12 protein-coding genes are annotated in these 13,954 nt (G+C 67.1%); 7 read left to right on the top strand and 5 right to left on the bottom strand.

Going from position 1 to position 13,954, the window contains the following annotated elements; translation table 11 throughout:
- The first annotated feature begins 192 nt into the window (after window positions 1-192).
- The 5 genes from ACUSIJ_RS13855 to ACUSIJ_RS13835 all read left to right on the top strand — a co-directional run bounded on the left by ACUSIJ_RS13855 (window position 193) and on the right by ACUSIJ_RS13835 (window position 5,223).
- Window positions 193-852: a hydrolase gene (locus ACUSIJ_RS13855; protein ID WP_449308991.1), complete on the top strand. Its 660-nt coding sequence runs from the start codon at window positions 193-195 to the stop codon at window positions 850-852.
- Window positions 853-1,026: 174 nt separating this feature from the next.
- Window positions 1,027-1,278, top strand: a complete 252-nt coding sequence (locus ACUSIJ_RS13850) for a XapX domain-containing protein (RefSeq protein ID WP_449308990.1) — start codon at window positions 1,027-1,029, stop codon at window positions 1,276-1,278.
- A gap of 5 nt (window positions 1,279-1,283) precedes the next feature.
- Window positions 1,284-3,215, top strand: coding sequence for an amidohydrolase (locus ACUSIJ_RS13845; RefSeq protein ID WP_449309084.1), 1,932 nt, complete (start codon window positions 1,284-1,286; stop codon window positions 3,213-3,215).
- A gap of 2 nt (window positions 3,216-3,217) precedes the next feature.
- Window positions 3,218-3,637, top strand: coding sequence for a DoxX family protein (locus ACUSIJ_RS13840; RefSeq protein ID WP_449308989.1), 420 nt, complete (start codon window positions 3,218-3,220; stop codon window positions 3,635-3,637).
- Complete coding sequence (locus ACUSIJ_RS13835; protein ID WP_449308988.1) at window positions 3,634-5,223, top strand: MFS transporter; 1,590 nt, start codon at window positions 3,634-3,636, stop codon at window positions 5,221-5,223. The genes ACUSIJ_RS13840 and ACUSIJ_RS13835 overlap by 4 nt, the downstream gene beginning before the upstream one ends.
- Before the next feature lie 14 nt (window positions 5,224-5,237).
- Here ACUSIJ_RS13835 and ACUSIJ_RS13830 read toward each other — a convergent pair whose 3' ends face one another.
- Genes ACUSIJ_RS13830 through ACUSIJ_RS13820 form a run of 3 tightly spaced genes read right to left on the bottom strand, consistent with a single transcriptional unit; the run spans window position 5,238 to window position 7,816 of the window.
- Window positions 5,238-6,167, bottom strand: a complete 930-nt coding sequence (locus tag ACUSIJ_RS13830; RefSeq protein WP_449308987.1) for a LysR family transcriptional regulator — start codon at window positions 6,165-6,167, stop codon at window positions 5,238-5,240.
- 49 nt (window positions 6,168-6,216) lie between these two features.
- The gene (locus ACUSIJ_RS13825) at window positions 6,217-6,825 is read right to left on the bottom strand and encodes an alpha/beta hydrolase (RefSeq protein ID WP_449308986.1); all 609 of its coding nucleotides are present in this window, start codon (window positions 6,823-6,825) and stop codon (window positions 6,217-6,219) included.
- Between the two features lie 58 nt (window positions 6,826-6,883).
- The gene (locus ACUSIJ_RS13820; RefSeq protein ID WP_449308985.1) at window positions 6,884-7,816 is read right to left on the bottom strand and encodes a ring-cleaving dioxygenase; all 933 of its coding nucleotides are present in this window, start codon (window positions 7,814-7,816) and stop codon (window positions 6,884-6,886) included.
- Between the two features lie 216 nt (window positions 7,817-8,032).
- Between ACUSIJ_RS13820 and ACUSIJ_RS13815 the strand changes: the two genes are divergently transcribed.
- On the top strand, window positions 8,033-8,932 hold the full coding sequence (locus ACUSIJ_RS13815; protein WP_449308984.1) for a LysR family transcriptional regulator: 900 nt from the start codon (window positions 8,033-8,035) through the stop codon (window positions 8,930-8,932).
- A gap of 223 nt (window positions 8,933-9,155) precedes the next feature.
- Window positions 9,156-11,870 (top strand): glycoside hydrolase family 18 protein, encoded by a 2,715-nt coding sequence (locus ACUSIJ_RS13810; RefSeq protein ID WP_449308983.1) that lies wholly within the window; start codon window positions 9,156-9,158, stop codon window positions 11,868-11,870.
- 84 nt (window positions 11,871-11,954) lie between these two features.
- On the opposite strand, the gene ACUSIJ_RS13805 is transcribed toward ACUSIJ_RS13810, so the two are convergent.
- Window positions 11,955-12,644, bottom strand: a complete 690-nt coding sequence (locus tag ACUSIJ_RS13805; RefSeq protein ID WP_449308982.1) for an ABC transporter ATP-binding protein — start codon at window positions 12,642-12,644, stop codon at window positions 11,955-11,957.
- A 4-nt stretch (window positions 12,645-12,648) separates the two neighbouring features.
- Complete coding sequence (locus ACUSIJ_RS13800; RefSeq protein ID WP_449308981.1) at window positions 12,649-13,950, bottom strand: lipoprotein-releasing ABC transporter permease subunit; 1,302 nt, start codon at window positions 13,948-13,950, stop codon at window positions 12,649-12,651.
- Between the last annotated feature and the right edge of the window lie 4 nt (window positions 13,951-13,954).

The following is a 13,954-nucleotide window of genomic DNA, read 5'->3' as shown; positions in this document are numbered from 1 at the left end:
GCGACGATCCTGGTGCTCTGGGAATCTCGACAGGCAATGATCGCTGATTCTGGAGCGGCTTATCTTATTAAATCCAGAAATCGATCGGCAACTTTTCAAGATAATCGAAAAATTACTACAAAATTATACAAGTTCTTCGGCTTATCGCTTTCTGGCATAGTGACGCCATCAGCACTAGAGAGGAGAGTAAACATGAGCCTTACTGCAACTCCGACGCCTGGAAAGACGCTGCTGTCGCCTTCGGACCACGCGCTGATACTCATCGATTATCAGTCGCAGATGGCCTTCGCCACCAAGTCGATCGCGCCCGAACTGCTGCGCAACAACGCCGGGCTGGTCGCGGCGGCGGCGGCCGGCTTCAAGGTGCCCACCATATTGACGACCGTCGCCGAGAAGAGCTTCTCGGGACCCATGTTCACCGAAGTCACCGAACCCTTCCCCGGCCAGGCGCTTCTCGACCGCACGTCGATGAACACCTGGGAAGACGCGGCTGTCATCGAGGAAGTGAACCTCATCGGCAAGCAGCGCCTCGTCTTCGCCGGGCTCTGGACCTCGGTGTGTATCGTCGGCCCCACCCTGTCCGCGCTGGATCAGGGCTTCGAGGTCTATGTCGTCACCGACGCGTGCGGCGACATCTCGACGGAAGCGCACGAGCGCGCGGTGGAGCGCATGGTACAGGCCGGCGTGCGTCCGCTGACCGCGCTCCAGTACCTGCTCGAACTCCAGCGCGACTGGGCCCGCACCGAAACCTACGATCTGACCACCGGAATCGCCAGGAAGCTGGGCGGCGGCTACGGCCTCGGCATCACCTACGCCAAGACCATGTTCGGTGCCTCCGAAGGCGGCCACTAGCCGTTCTCCTATGGGAATGCGTTCCAGAGACCTGAACCTGCGGGCATCTCCCGGAATGGCGGTTTTCCCGATCGCCGTTCCCCCGGCCTTGCGGGTCCTCGACACATCGTCCCGCGTCGGAACCGCCTGCGGCGGAAACGGTCCTGACGCGGATCATGCACGGGAGATCGCCGCATGAAGATGTATCTTCTCTCGCTCGGCGCCGGCCTGCTCGTGGGTGTCGTCTACAGCCTGCTCGGCGTCCGTTCGCCGGCCCCGCCGGTCGTGGCGCTGATCGGCCTGCTCGGCATGCTGCTCGGCGAACAGGTGGTGCCGCTGGCCAAGCGTCTCGTCGACGGGGAGAAAGTGGCATCCTTCGTGCGGACCGACTGCGCCGAGCATATTCTCGGGGAACTCCCCCACAACCGGGAAAAGGATGCGTCATGAGCAGGATCACGCGCCGCCAGACCATCGCGGGAGCCGCCGCGGCCGCGCTTGCGGCTCCCTTTCGCGCTCATGCAACGGAGAGCCCAATGTCCGGAAATGATCTGATCCTCGTCAACGCCAAGGTGACGACGCTGGACCGCCTGAACCCCGCCACGGAGGCGATCGCGATCCGCGACGGCCGCTTCCTCGCGGTGGGCACGGAGGGGGAGGTCCGCGCGGCGGCGCCGGAAGCGGAGATCATCGATGTCAAGGGCCGCCGGGTGATTCCGGGCCTGATCGACAGCCACACCCACATCATCCGTGGCGGCCTCAACTACAATCTGGAATTGCGCTGGGACGGCGTGCCGAGCCTCGCGGACGCCATGCGCATGCTCAAGGAGCAGGTCGCCCGCACGCCGGCGCCGCAATGGGTGCGCGTCGTCGGCGGCTTCACCGAGCACCAGTTAGCGGAAAAGCGCCTGCCCACCATCGACGAGCTGAACGCGGTCGCGCCAGACACGCCGGTGTTCATCCTGCATCTCTACGACCGCGCGCTGCTCAACGCCGCGGCGCTGCGCGTCGTGGGCTATACCAGGGACACGCCGAACCCGCCGGGCGGCGAGATCGCACGCGACGCGACCGGCAACCCGACCGGCTTGCTGCTGGCGCAGCCGAATGCGACGATCCTTTATTCGACACTCGCCAAGGGGCCGAAGCTGCCGGCCGACTACCAGATCAACTCGACGCGCCATTTCATGCGCGAGGTGAACGGCCTCGGCGTCACCAGCGTGATCGACGCCGGCGGCGGCTTCCAGAACTATCCCGATGATTACGCCATCATCGAGAAGCTGCACGCCGACGGCCAGCTCACGGTGCGCATCAGCTACAACCTCTTCACCCAGAAGCCGAAGGAGGAGCTCGGCGATTTCTCCTCCTGGGTGAAGCAGGTGTCGCCCGGCCAGGGCGACGACACGTATCGTCACAACGGCGCCGGCGAGATGCTGGTCTATTCCGCCGCCGACTTCGAGGATTTTCGCGTCGAGCGGCCGGAAATGCCGCCGAACATGGAAAGCGATCTCGAACCGGTCATCCGGCTCCTTGCGGAAAACAAGTGGCCGTGGCGGCTCCATGCCACCTATGACGAGACCATCTCCCGCGCGCTCGACGTGTTCGAGAAGGTCGACCGCGACATTCCGTTTGCCGGCATCAACTGGTTCTTCGACCATGCGGAGACGGTCAGCGAGCGCAACATCGACCGTATCGCGGCGCTCGGCGGCGGCATCGCCGTGCAGCACCGCATGGCCTATCAGGGCGAGTACTTCGTCGAGCGCTACGGCGCGAAGGCCGCCGAACGCACACCGCCGATCCGGCGCATGATGGAAGCGGGCCTGCCGGTGGGCGCGGGCACGGACGCGACGCGCGTGGCGAGCTACAACCCGTGGGTGTCGCTCTCGTGGCTCGTGACCTCGAAGACCGTGGGCGGCCTCACCCTCTATCCGGCAGCAAGCCGCCTCGACCGGGAGACGGCGCTCAGGCTCTGGACCGAGGCGAACACGTGGTTCTCCAACGAGCAGGGCAAGAAGGGCCAGATCAAGGCGGGGCAGTTGGCGGATCTCGCCGTGCTCTCCGACGACTACTTCTCCGTGCCGGAGAGCGACATCGTGCATCTGCGCTCCGTCCTGACGATCCTTGGCGGCAAGGTGGTGCACGGCGACGGCGACTATGCGCCGCTCGCGCCGGAACTGCCCCCGCCGGCGCCGGACTGGTCGCCGGTCGCCACCTTCGGCGGCTATCACAAGACGCCGGAAGCGCGCGCCAAGCTGTCGCTGCACTGCGGCTGCGCGAACGATTGCGCCGTGCACGGGCACGATCACGCCGCCGCGCTCGCGGCCGACGTGCCTGCCGCCGACGTCCGCACCTTCTGGGGGGCGTTCGGCTGCGGCTGCTGGGCGGTCTGAGCATGACGCCCGGCCCGATCTCGGCACTTCTGGAGGCGCGCGGGTTCGCGCGCCTTGCCACCGTTCTGCTCACGCTCCCCTACTGGACGAGCGGCATCGCGAAACTCCTCGACCTCGACGACGCCTTCGGCGAGGCCGCCCATTTCGGACTCGAGCCGGCCTGGCTCACGGTCGCGGCGACGATCGCCGTGCAGATCGGCGGGTCGCTGCTGGTGATCGCGGGGCCGTGGGGCTGGAGCTGGCTCGGGGCCGGGGCGCTCGGCGTCTTCACGGCGGTGGCGACGCTCATTGCGCATCCGTTCTGGCAGGTCGCCGACCCCATGGCGCGTTTCCACGAGCGCAATACCTTCCTCGAACACGCAGGGCTGATCGGCGGGCTCATGCTCGCCGCGATCCTGAACCATCGAACGGAGCGGACATGACGACGACCCAGCAAGCGCCGGCCGCCATCGCCGGCCCCCTGAGCTTCCCCGTTTTCCGCGCGCTGTGGATCGCCACCATCGTCTCGAACATCGGCACGTGGATGAACGATGTCGGCGCCGGCTGGCTGATGACGTCGCTGTCGCCGAGCCCGCTCCTCGTCGCCCTCGTGCAGGCGGCGACCACCTTGCCGATGTTCCTGCTCGCGCTCCCGGCCGGCGCGCTGGCGGATATCGTCGACAGGCGCAAGCTGCTGCTGGCGGCGCAGACGCTCGGCCTTGCGGCCGCGGCCGTGCTGGCGGTCCTGACCTGGCAGGATCTGACCACGCCCTATGTGCTTCTCACCGTCACCTTCGTGCTCGGCGTGTCGGCGGCGCTCAGCGCGCCGGTGTTCCAGGCGATCGTGCCGGAGCTCGTGGACCGGGCAGCACTGCCCGACGCCATCGCCCTCAACAGCCTCGGCGTCAATATCTCGCGCGCCATCGGGCCGGCGCTCGGCGGCGTCATCGTCGCGATTGCGGGAACGCCGGCCGTTTTCGCCCTCAACGCGCTGTCGGTCGTGGCGGTGCTTATCGTGCTGCTCCGCTGGGAGCGCCCGGCGAACGTCCATACGCTGCCGCCGGAGCATTTCATCGGCGCGCTGAAGGCCGGCTACCGCTATGCGCGCCACGCGCCGGCGTTGCGTCTGGTGCTCATCCGCGCGGTCGGCTTCTTCATATTCGGCAGCGCGCTCTGGGCCATGCTGCCGCTCGTCGCCCGGCGGGGTCTGGGGCTCGACGCCGCCGGCTACGGTGCGCTGCTCGCCTGCATGGGTGCGGGCGCGATCGGCGGGGCGCTGCTGCTCAAGAAGCTGCGCAAGCGCGTTCCCGCCAACACCATCTCCGTCGGCGCGACCATTCTGTTCGCCGTCGCCCTGCTGACGATGGCCATCGCGCCGAACGCGTGGGTGGCGGGCGCGGTGATGCTGATAGCGGGCCTCGCCTGGATCGGCATGCTCACCTCGCTCAACGTCGCCGCGCAGATGGCCTCGCCCGGCTGGGTCAAGGCGCGGGCGCTCGCGGTCTATCTCCTCGTCTTCCAGGGCGCGATGACCGGCGGCAGCATCCTGTGGGGGACGCTCGCCGCGCGCACCGACGTCGCCACCGCGCTCGTCGTCGCGGCTGTCGGCCAGGCGGCGGCGCTCCTGCTGGCGCTGCTCTGGCGGCTGCCGAAGGATACCGGCGTCGACCTTTCGCCCTCGAACCACTGGGCCGAGCCCGTGGTCGCCGTCCAGCCCGCCGGCGACCGTGGCCCGGTGCTGATCGAGATCGAGTACCGGATCGAGCCCGGCCGGGTGGCGGAGTTCATCGCGGCGCTGCGCCGGTTCAGCGCGGTGCGCCAGCGCGACGGCGCGATCCGCTGGGACGTGTGGGAGGATACCGCCGAGCCCGGGCGGGTGGTCGAGTGCTTCATCGTCGAAAGCTGGCTGGAGCACCAGCGCCAGCACGCCCGTGTGACCCACGCCGACCAGATCGATCAGGAAATGCTGCATGCCTTCCATATCGGCGACAGGCCGCCTCTGGTCAGGCATCTGCTGCGGCCACTTTGAACCAGAGGAGGCGGTCACATATCCTTGAAGCCCTCTTCCTCGATATCCTCGGCGCCGACGGAAGCGAACTGGTCGAGCAGCCAGGACGCTGCTGGCGCCGGCGGGGTGTCCCGCTTCCAGATCCCGGAGAAGCGATAGGTGCCGCCGGGGTGATCGGGCACCGCAAGCCGGAGAAGCGTCTCCTCGGCCAGATCGGTCTCTATCAACGGCAGCGGCATGAACCCCCAGCCGATGCCCTCGCGCAGCAACGCGTGCTTCGCGCCGAGGTCCGCGAGCCGCCAGGTGCGCAGGCTCAGCACCGAGAAATCGCGCCCCTCGGTGAATCGCGACCGATCGGTCAGCACGAGCTGGCAATGGTTGCGCACCTCTCCGGGGGGAAGCGTCTTCATGCGGCCGAGCGGGTGTTTCGGCGCGGCCACGGGCACCATCGGCACCGACCCCGCCGGCATCGACTCGATGCCGGCGACGCCGGCCGACAACGGGCCCGAGATTCCGATCTCCGCTTTGCCCTCCAGAACCATCGCCGTGACCGCGCCCAGCGCCTCGACATGAAGGCGCAGGGCGACCGTCGGATATTCGTCGGCGAAGGTCCGCAACATCCTCCCGATCCGTTCGGCCGGGATCATGACGTCGACCGCCACGTCGACCTCGGCTTCCAGCCCGTCGAGAAGGCCCTTGACCTTGGCGCGCAGGCCCTCGATGCCGTGCGCGAGCGCGCGGGCTTCAGCCAGCACCGCGCGTCCCGCGGCAGTGAGGCGCGGCCTTCTCGTGGCCTGCCGCTCGAACAGCTCGAGGCCGAGCTGCTCCTCAAGATTGCCGATCGCGTAACTGACGACCGAGACGGCCCGGTTGAGCTGACGCGCGGCGCCCGCGAAGCTGCCCGCATCGACGGCCGCGAGAAAGATACGCAATTGATCGAAGGTGGGTGTGCCTGGATTGGCCATCTGTTCAACTCCTTCGAACGGGGTGAGCGGATGATCGGGTATCGGCGGACTATGCCTTCTTGAGGAATGCGCCGATGGCACCGATTTCTTCCTGCCGCATTTCGTGCCCGCCGTCGTGCAGGCACAGGTCGACCCTTGCGCCCTGGTTTTCGAAATGGAGCGCCAGGGATTCCGTCAGCGAAAGCGGGCTGATGGGATCGTGCCTGCCTGCCGTGACCAGCACCCTGAGCGACGCCAGCGCCGGGTTGGGCTGCGGGGTCCAGGGGATCAGCGGATGCATCAGCACGACGCGGTCGAACAGCTCAGGCGCATCGAAGATCACGGAGGCCAGGATGTTGGCGCCGTTGGAGTACCCCAGTCCGTAGACGGCCCCGCCTTTGTGCGCCTCGCGGTGAGCGCGGATGAAGCCCGCCATTCTGTCGGTCCGGACGGCGAGATCCTCCATGTCGTAGACGCCCTCGCCCGTGCGGCGGAAAAACCGGCTGGCGCCGCGTTCGGAAACGTCGCCGCGCGGGGCGACGATGCCGGCGTCGGGCAGGATCTGCCGGATGAGACCGGTGAACTGATGCTCGTCGCCACCCGTGCCGTGGAAGGCAAAGACGAGCGGCGCGCCCGGCACGGGCGGCCTGGCGATATGATGATAGGCATTCAGGGACATGATCATGCTCCTTGTGCGACGGGCCCCCGCCGGCCGCCGCCGGCGGGGGCCCTTGCATCTAGTCGTTGATCGGCGGCAGGATCTGCTCGATCCGCTCGCGCAGGTGGGCATACTGGGCGGGCACTTTCAGCGCCTCGCCGAGATGCGCGGAATCCTCGTCGCGGTCGAAGCCCGGCTCGTTGGTGGCGACCTCGAAAAGCACCCCGCCGGGCGTGCGGAAGTAGATCGCCCGGAAGTAGTCACGGTCGATGACCGGGGTGACGTGGTAGCCGGTATCGAGCAGCGCCCTGCGGACGTCGAGCTGCGCGGCGCGGTTCTCGACCGCGAACGCGACGTGGTGAACGGAGCCGCCGCCCTGGTGCGCCGGCGTGGCGCCGGGCAGGACCTCCAGGTCGACGATATCGGCGTCGTTGCCGCCGCTGATCGCGTAGCGCGTCAGGGCGCCCTGCCGGTCGACCTCCTCATAGCCCATGAACTTGAGCAGTTCGCCCGTCGCGCCGCCGTCGCGCAGCCGCATGGTGACGCCGCGGAAACCGTGCACGCCTTCCCCGGACGGCACAGGACCGCCCGCGAACGGCGCCCGGCTGTCGCCGTCGATCTCGGCCAGCGAAAAGCCGTCGCCGTCGGGACCGAGGAAGCGCAGGCGCTTCTCGCCGAAGGCCTCGTATTCCTCAAGGCCCGCGAGACCGCGGCCGGCGAGCCGATCCTTCCAGTAGCCGAGCGCGTTGCGGGGCACCGAGAAGACCGTTTCCGAGACCTCGCCCGTGCCGCGTTCGCCCTTCGAGAGATACGGAAAGGGGAAATAGGTCATGACCGTGCCGGGCGTGCCGATCTCATCGCCGTAATAGAGGTGATAGACGGAGGGCTCGTCGAAGTTCACGGTCTTCTTGATCCGGCGCAGACCGAGCAGCTTGGTGAAGAAGTCGTTGTTCGCCTGCGCGTCCGCCGCCAGCGACGTGACATGGTGCAGGCCCTTGATCTGGGTAAGCATCGGATGCTCCTCGCATGAGCGCGGCGGACAGGGAACCTCGATCGGCACCGCCGCGCCATCTCATTGTTTCTGCATCAAATTCACCCAAGAACGCGATCCGTTCGTTGGTTTGATGCTCCGGGTTGCCGTTCCTGATGCGAGAGATAACGGTTGCGATATCGAAACAGAACAGACATAATCTTGCATATATTGTTGCGAAATACGTAATGATCCCCCATGGGCGAGCTGGAGTCCCTGCGCGTTTTCCTCACGGTCGCCGAGCACGGCAGCTTCGCCGGCGCGGCACGCCAGCTCGCCATGACGCCGGCCTCGGTGACGCGCACGGTCGCGGCGCTGGAGGATCGCCTGGGCGTGCAGCTCCTCGTGCGCACGACGCGGCAGGTCTCGCTGACCTCGGCGGGAGCGGTCTATGCCGCGCGCGTCGCGCCGCTGTCGCGCGGACTGGCGGCGGCGGCCGAGGAAACCCGGGAAGCACAGGGCATCACATCGGGCAGGATCCGGATTGCCGCGCCCATGTCGCTGGGACTGAAGGTCCTGCCGGCGGTGCTGTCGCAATTCGCGACCCTCTACCCGAAAACGCATGTGGCGGTGAATCTGTCCGACCGCTTCGTCGACATCGTCGAGGAGGACTTCGATCTCGCCGTCAGGATATCCGGCCCGCCGTCCGACAAATCCACGATCTGGCGCAAGATCTGCGCCGTTCCCCGCGTGCTCGTGGCCGCCCCCGCCTATCTGACGACGAGGGGCACGCCCGCGGAGCCAGGCGACCTCGCCGGGTTCTCGTGCCTGAGCTTCGAGGCCGACGCGCGTGAGGAGACGTGGGAGCTGTCGAAGGGGGCGAGCCGCCACAGCCACAGGGCCAAGGGCGCATTCAGCGCCAACAACGGCGATTTTCTGGCCGAACTCGTCATCAACGGCGAGGGCATCGCCCTGCTGCCGCGCTTCATCGTCGAGGACGACCTGAAGGCCGGCCGGCTGGTCGAGGTGCTGGCGGACTGGACGACGCCGCAGATCTGGCTGACGCTCTACTACCCGCCCTACGAGCACCTGCCGCTGCGGGTGGCGACCTTCTCGGATTTTTTCGAGACCTACGTCGTCGAAACGCGTCCGCTGTGAGCGGGCACACGCCTTTGAACAGGAATTCCGCCAGCAATTACAATTAATTAAGGCAATTAATTCATCTAATACAGTATTTAAAATGTTATTCCATGGCAATATATGGCGAACAGGTGCCTTTTTATTTATTGTCAGAAGTTCTTTGCCGGTTGACCGGCTTAGAGGCAGGCAGTAAGGTTCGTTCTGCCCAATAGATCATCCTTCAATTCGGAGTGGAACGCGCATGTCTGCCGGATCGTTTGCTGATTTCCTGAATGGACTTCGTGCCTACCATTCCGCGGTAAACTGGGAGTTGTATCAATCCGGCGTCATCGCCGAGGGGCAGATCATAAGCTGGGTCGGGCAGGACGACTGGGGCGCCTACCTCTCCGGCAATCTGAGCTGGCGCGATCTGCAATACCGTTCCGTCAGCGCGCTGGGCTTCGTGGGCTATCAGTTCGGCGAGGCCCTGCTGATCGACCTCGGCTACTACACGGCGTCGGCCTATTACGGCAATGGCGCCGCGTCGAATACGTGGGGTGGCGCGTTCACCGGCAAGGACGGCATCCACAGCCTCGACGACCTCAAGACCGGCATTCAGGAGTCTGTCGTCCTGGCGGCTTTCGGCCATAGCCTGGATGTGCTCGCGACCGGTCTGGCCGCGCAGGGCAAGACGCTCGCCGACTACATCGGCACCACGGCGACCTACGTCGACGATTCAGGCGCTACCGCCAGCGTGACGCTGACGCAAAGCGGCATCCTGGCGGCCTCGCTCCGGAGCGGCGCCTGGTCCGTGCTCGATTTTCTCCTGAACGGCGCCGTCGCCACGGACGCCACCGGCAACGCCATCCTGCAGCACGCCGACCGGTTCGGCGACTATGACATCATCGACCCCGCCATCCTGGTCGCGGCCTATCAGGCCGGCGGGACAGTGGCGCTGGCCGAGCAGTTCTGGCAGGTCGACATCGACGGCGATGGCGTGGTCGCCGCCTATCAGGGCGTCGACGGGCAAGATCCCGCCGACTACGACGCCGGCGGCGCACCGGACGCGGGCGATGTCATCACCATCAACTGGTTGTGGGACACGCATATCGTGCTCGACTTCGACCCCGCGACCCACAGGCTCGATTTTCACTGGTTCGCGGCCGAATACTTCAGCATCGCCGAAGACGACGGCTCCGTCGTGATCTCGATCCCGGCGACCCTGCAGACCTACACACTGCGGGGCGTGACGCTCGCCGACCTGTCGAGCGACAACATCCTGAGCTACGACGCCGAGACGCTCGCCAAATGGGCCGATGCGATCGACGCCGCCGGCGAGCCGGAGCCGGGAACCGGCGGCGACGGCCCCTCGTCTCCCATCGTCGCCGCCTATTACACCGAATGGAGCACCTATGCTCCCGACTACGACATCGCGGACGTTCCCGCCGATCAGCTCACCCACCTCATCTACGCCTTCACCCAGATCGACGCCAACGGCGAGCTGGCGCTCTTCGACAGCTACGCGGCCGTCGAGCAGCTCTTCAGCGCTGCGGACAGCGTCGACGGCGTCGCCGACGCGTCGGGCCAGCCGCTCGCGGGCAACTTCAACCAGCTCGCCAAGCTCAAGGAAGCGCACCCCCATCTGAAGGTCCTCGTCGCGGTCGGCGGCTGGACGCTGTCCGGCCCGTTCAGCGACGTGGCGGCGACGGCGGAAGGCCGGGCGACATTCGCCGATTCCGTGATCGACTTCCTCACCACCTATACCATGTTCGACGGTATCGATTTCGACTGGGAGTTCCCCGGCGGCGGCGGATCCGCGGGCAATCCCTCGCGCCCGGAGGACGGGCTCAACTACGCCCTGCTGCTCGCCGAGGTGCGCGCGAGGCTCGATGCGCTCGAAACCGGGACCGGCCGCACCTACGAAATTTCCATCGCCTCACCGGCGGGTTTCGACAAGATCGCGAACTTCAACCTGGAGGGCATCGCCCAGTACGTCGATTTCTTCAACCTGATGGCCTACGACTTCCACGGCCACTGGGACACGACGACCGGGCACCTGGCGCCGCTCTATTCACCGACGGGCAGCCCCTACGACATCGCCACGGCCGTCGATCTCTATCTCGCGGCGGGCGTCGATCCCGGCCAGATCGTGCTCGGCGCGCCGGCCTACACCCGCGCCTGGAGCGGCGTTGCGGACGGCGGCGACGGCGGCCTCTACGGCGCTTCCACCGGCCTTCCGCCGGGCACGTGGGAGGCGGGCACATACGACTACAAGGACCTGCTGGCGCAGCTTCAGGACCCCAACGGCGGCTGGGCGCTGTACTGGGACGACGACGCCCAGGCCGCCTATCTGTACAACGAGCAGCTCGGCATCTTCTCGACCTTCGAAACACCCGGATCGATCGCCCTGAAGTCGGAATGGGCGCAGTCGCTCGGCCTCGGCGGGATGATGTTCTGGGATGTGTCGGGCGATACCGCCAGTTCCGCCCAGAGCCTCGTCCACGCGGCCCATCAGAGCTGGATCGAGGGCAGGACGCTGGCCGAGATCGCGGCCGCCGCCGGTCTCGATCCCGATGTCGTCATCGGCGGCAACGGCGCGCTCGACAGCGTGCACGCGCCTCCCTCCGTCACCGACACGGCGACAGTAGAGGACGACGGCCTGCCGACGACCACGGCCATCACCTGGGCCTGGGGCACCCACACGGTGATCGATTTCGATCCCGGCAGCGATACCCTCGATTTCGGCTGGTTCGCCGCCGAGCATTTCGAGGTCGTGGAGCAGGACGGATCGGTCGTGATCCTGATCCCGTCCAACAACCAGAGCTATACGCTGCAGAACGTCTTGCTGGCCGACCTGTCGATCGACGACATCACCGGCAACGACGCCTCGGCGCTGGAAGAATGGCGGGCGGTCCTCGACGCGGCCCACGCGGCGGCCGATCCGCTCCCGCCCGGCTATGAGCCCTTCTTCGCCTGAGCGATCCCGGCACTCCCGCTCTTCGCTCAGGCGCCGCGCGGGCTTGACCCGATCTCAATGAGGCACGCTCATTGAGATCGGGTACTACAGCGGCACCACGAGCCCGTCGCGGATGGTGATCTGCCGGTCCATGCGCTCGGCCAGGTCGAGGTTGTGGGTCGCGATCAGCGCGCCGAGACGCGAGGCGCGCACCAGCGCGATCAGGGTCGCGAACACGTGGCCCGCCGTCCTGGGGTCGAGATTGCCCGTGGGCTCGTCGGCGAGCAGCAGCCGGGGCGCGTTGGCGACGGCGCGGGCGATGGCGACGCGCTGCTGCTCGCCTCCCGAAAGCTCCGCCGGGCGATGCTCCAGCCGCTCGCCGAGCCCGAGGAAGGACAACAGCTCGGTCGCCCGCGCCCGCGCGGTCTCCCGGTCGAGGCCGCGGATCAGTTGCGGCAGGCAGACGTTCTCCAGCGCCGAGAATTCCGGCAGCAGGTGGTGGAACTGGTACACGAAGCCGATCTCCAGGCGCCGCAGGCGGGTGCGGCCCGCGTCGTCCAGATTGACGGTCGGCTGCGCGCCGATATAGACCTCGCCCGCGTCGGGGCGCTCCAGCAGGCCGGCGCAGTGGAGCAGGGTCGACTTGCCCGAGCCCGATGGCGCGACGAGGGCGACGATCTCGCCCGGCCATACGGCGACATCGACGCCGCGCAGGATCTCCAGCGTCCCCTGCCCTTGCCGGTAGCGGCGTTCGACCCGCGACAGGAACAGGGCGGGCGGCGGCGTGCTGCTCATGGTGTCACCCGTAACGCAAGGCTTCGACGGGGTCGAGACGCGCCGCCCGCCAGCTCGGATAGATGGTGGCGGCGAGCGACAGCAGCATCGCGGTGATCACCACGGTCGCCACCTCGCCGGGCTCGATGACCGCCGGCAGGCGGCTGAGGAAGTAGATCTCGGCCGAGAACAGTTCCGTGCCGCTCAGTGACGACAGGAAGGCACGGATGGACTCGACGTTGAGCGTGATCAGCAGTCCGAGCAGGAAGCCCGCCAGCGTGCCGGTGATGCCGATGGACGCGCCGGTGATCAGGAACACCCGCATGATGGCGCCGCGCGTCGCACCCATGGTGCGCAGGATGGCGATGTCGGTGCTCTTGTCCTTCACCAGCATGATGAGGCCGGAAATGATGTTGAGCGCCGCCACCAGCACGATCAGCAGCAGGATCAGGAACATGACGTTGCGTTCCACCTCCAGCGCCGAAAAGAACGTGCGGTTGCGCTGGCGCCAGTCCGTCATCATGATCTGGCGCTCGGCGACCTGATCGATCGCGGTGCGCACCTCGTCGACGCGGTCCGCGTCCTGCGTGTAGACCTCGATGACGCTGACGTCGCCGTCGCGGTTGAAATAGGCCTGCGCCTCCTCCAGCGGCATGTAGACGAAGGCGGCGTCGAATTCCGACATGCCGATCTCGAACACGGCCACGATCGGGTAGGACTTGATGCGTGGGGCCGTGCCGAAGGGCGTCGCGGCCCCCTTGGGCGAGACGATGGTGATGCTGTCGCCTGCCCGGAGGCTCAACTGCTCCGACAGGCGGCGACCGATGGCCACGCCCCCCTTCTCGTCGAACCCCTCCAGCGTGCCCTCGCGGATGGTGCCGGCGATGAAGGGAATGGCGGTGATGTCGCGCTCGCGGATGCCCCGCACCAGCACGCCGCCGGCGTTGTAGGGCGAGGAGGCGAGCGCCTGCCCTTCCACCATCGGCACCGCCCGCACGACCCCCGGCAGCGCCGCGACCCGTTCGGACACGGCCTCGAAGTCGCGCAGCGGCGAATCGATGGGGGCGATGAAGATGTGGCCGTTGACGCCGATGATCTTGCTGAGGAGTTCCGCCCGGAAGCCGTTCATCACCGACATGACGACGATCAGCGTCGCCACGCCCAGCATGACGCCGGCGAAGGAGAACCCGGCGATGATCGAGATGAACCCCTCGCGCCGGCGCGCGCGCAGATAGCGCCACGCCAGCAGCCACTCGAAGGCTGCGAACGGCGGCGTCGCACTGGGCGCGCCGGTTCCGGCCTCGTTCGATTGTGCCGTCGCCGTCATGACC

The organism is Pseudochelatococcus sp. B33 (assembly GCF_053570585.1).
Note: the sequence above shows the minus strand (reverse complement) of the source record. Positions and strands in the feature narration are given on the sequence as shown.

Bases quoted from the DNA above. Each gene is read 5' to 3' on its own strand.
- ACUSIJ_RS13855 (WP_449308991.1), top strand. From the start codon at position 193: ATGAGCCTTACTGCAACTCCGACGCCTGGAAAGACGCTGCTGTCGCCT.
- ACUSIJ_RS13850 (WP_449308990.1), top strand. From the start codon at position 1,027: ATGAAGATGTATCTTCTCTCGCTCGGCGCCGGCCTGCTCGTGGGTGTC.
- ACUSIJ_RS13840 (WP_449308989.1), top strand. From the start codon at position 3,218: ATGACGCCCGGCCCGATCTCGGCACTTCTGGAGGCGCGCGGGTTCGCG.
- ACUSIJ_RS13835 (WP_449308988.1), top strand. From the start codon at position 3,634: ATGACGACGACCCAGCAAGCGCCGGCCGCCATCGCCGGCCCCCTGAGC.
- ACUSIJ_RS13830 (WP_449308987.1), bottom strand. From the start codon at position 6,167: ATGGCCAATCCAGGCACACCCACCTTCGATCAATTGCGTATCTTTCTC.
- ACUSIJ_RS13825 (WP_449308986.1), bottom strand. From the start codon at position 6,825: ATGTCCCTGAATGCCTATCATCATATCGCCAGGCCGCCCGTGCCGGGC.
- ACUSIJ_RS13820 (WP_449308985.1), bottom strand. From the start codon at position 7,816: ATGCTTACCCAGATCAAGGGCCTGCACCATGTCACGTCGCTGGCGGCG.
- ACUSIJ_RS13815 (WP_449308984.1), top strand. From the start codon at position 8,033: ATGGGCGAGCTGGAGTCCCTGCGCGTTTTCCTCACGGTCGCCGAGCAC.
- ACUSIJ_RS13810 (WP_449308983.1), top strand. From the start codon at position 9,156: ATGTCTGCCGGATCGTTTGCTGATTTCCTGAATGGACTTCGTGCCTAC.
- ACUSIJ_RS13805 (WP_449308982.1), bottom strand. From the start codon at position 12,644: ATGAGCAGCACGCCGCCGCCCGCCCTGTTCCTGTCGCGGGTCGAACGC.
- ACUSIJ_RS13800 (WP_449308981.1), bottom strand. From the start codon at position 13,950: ATGACGGCGACGGCACAATCGAACGAGGCCGGAACCGGCGCGCCCAGT.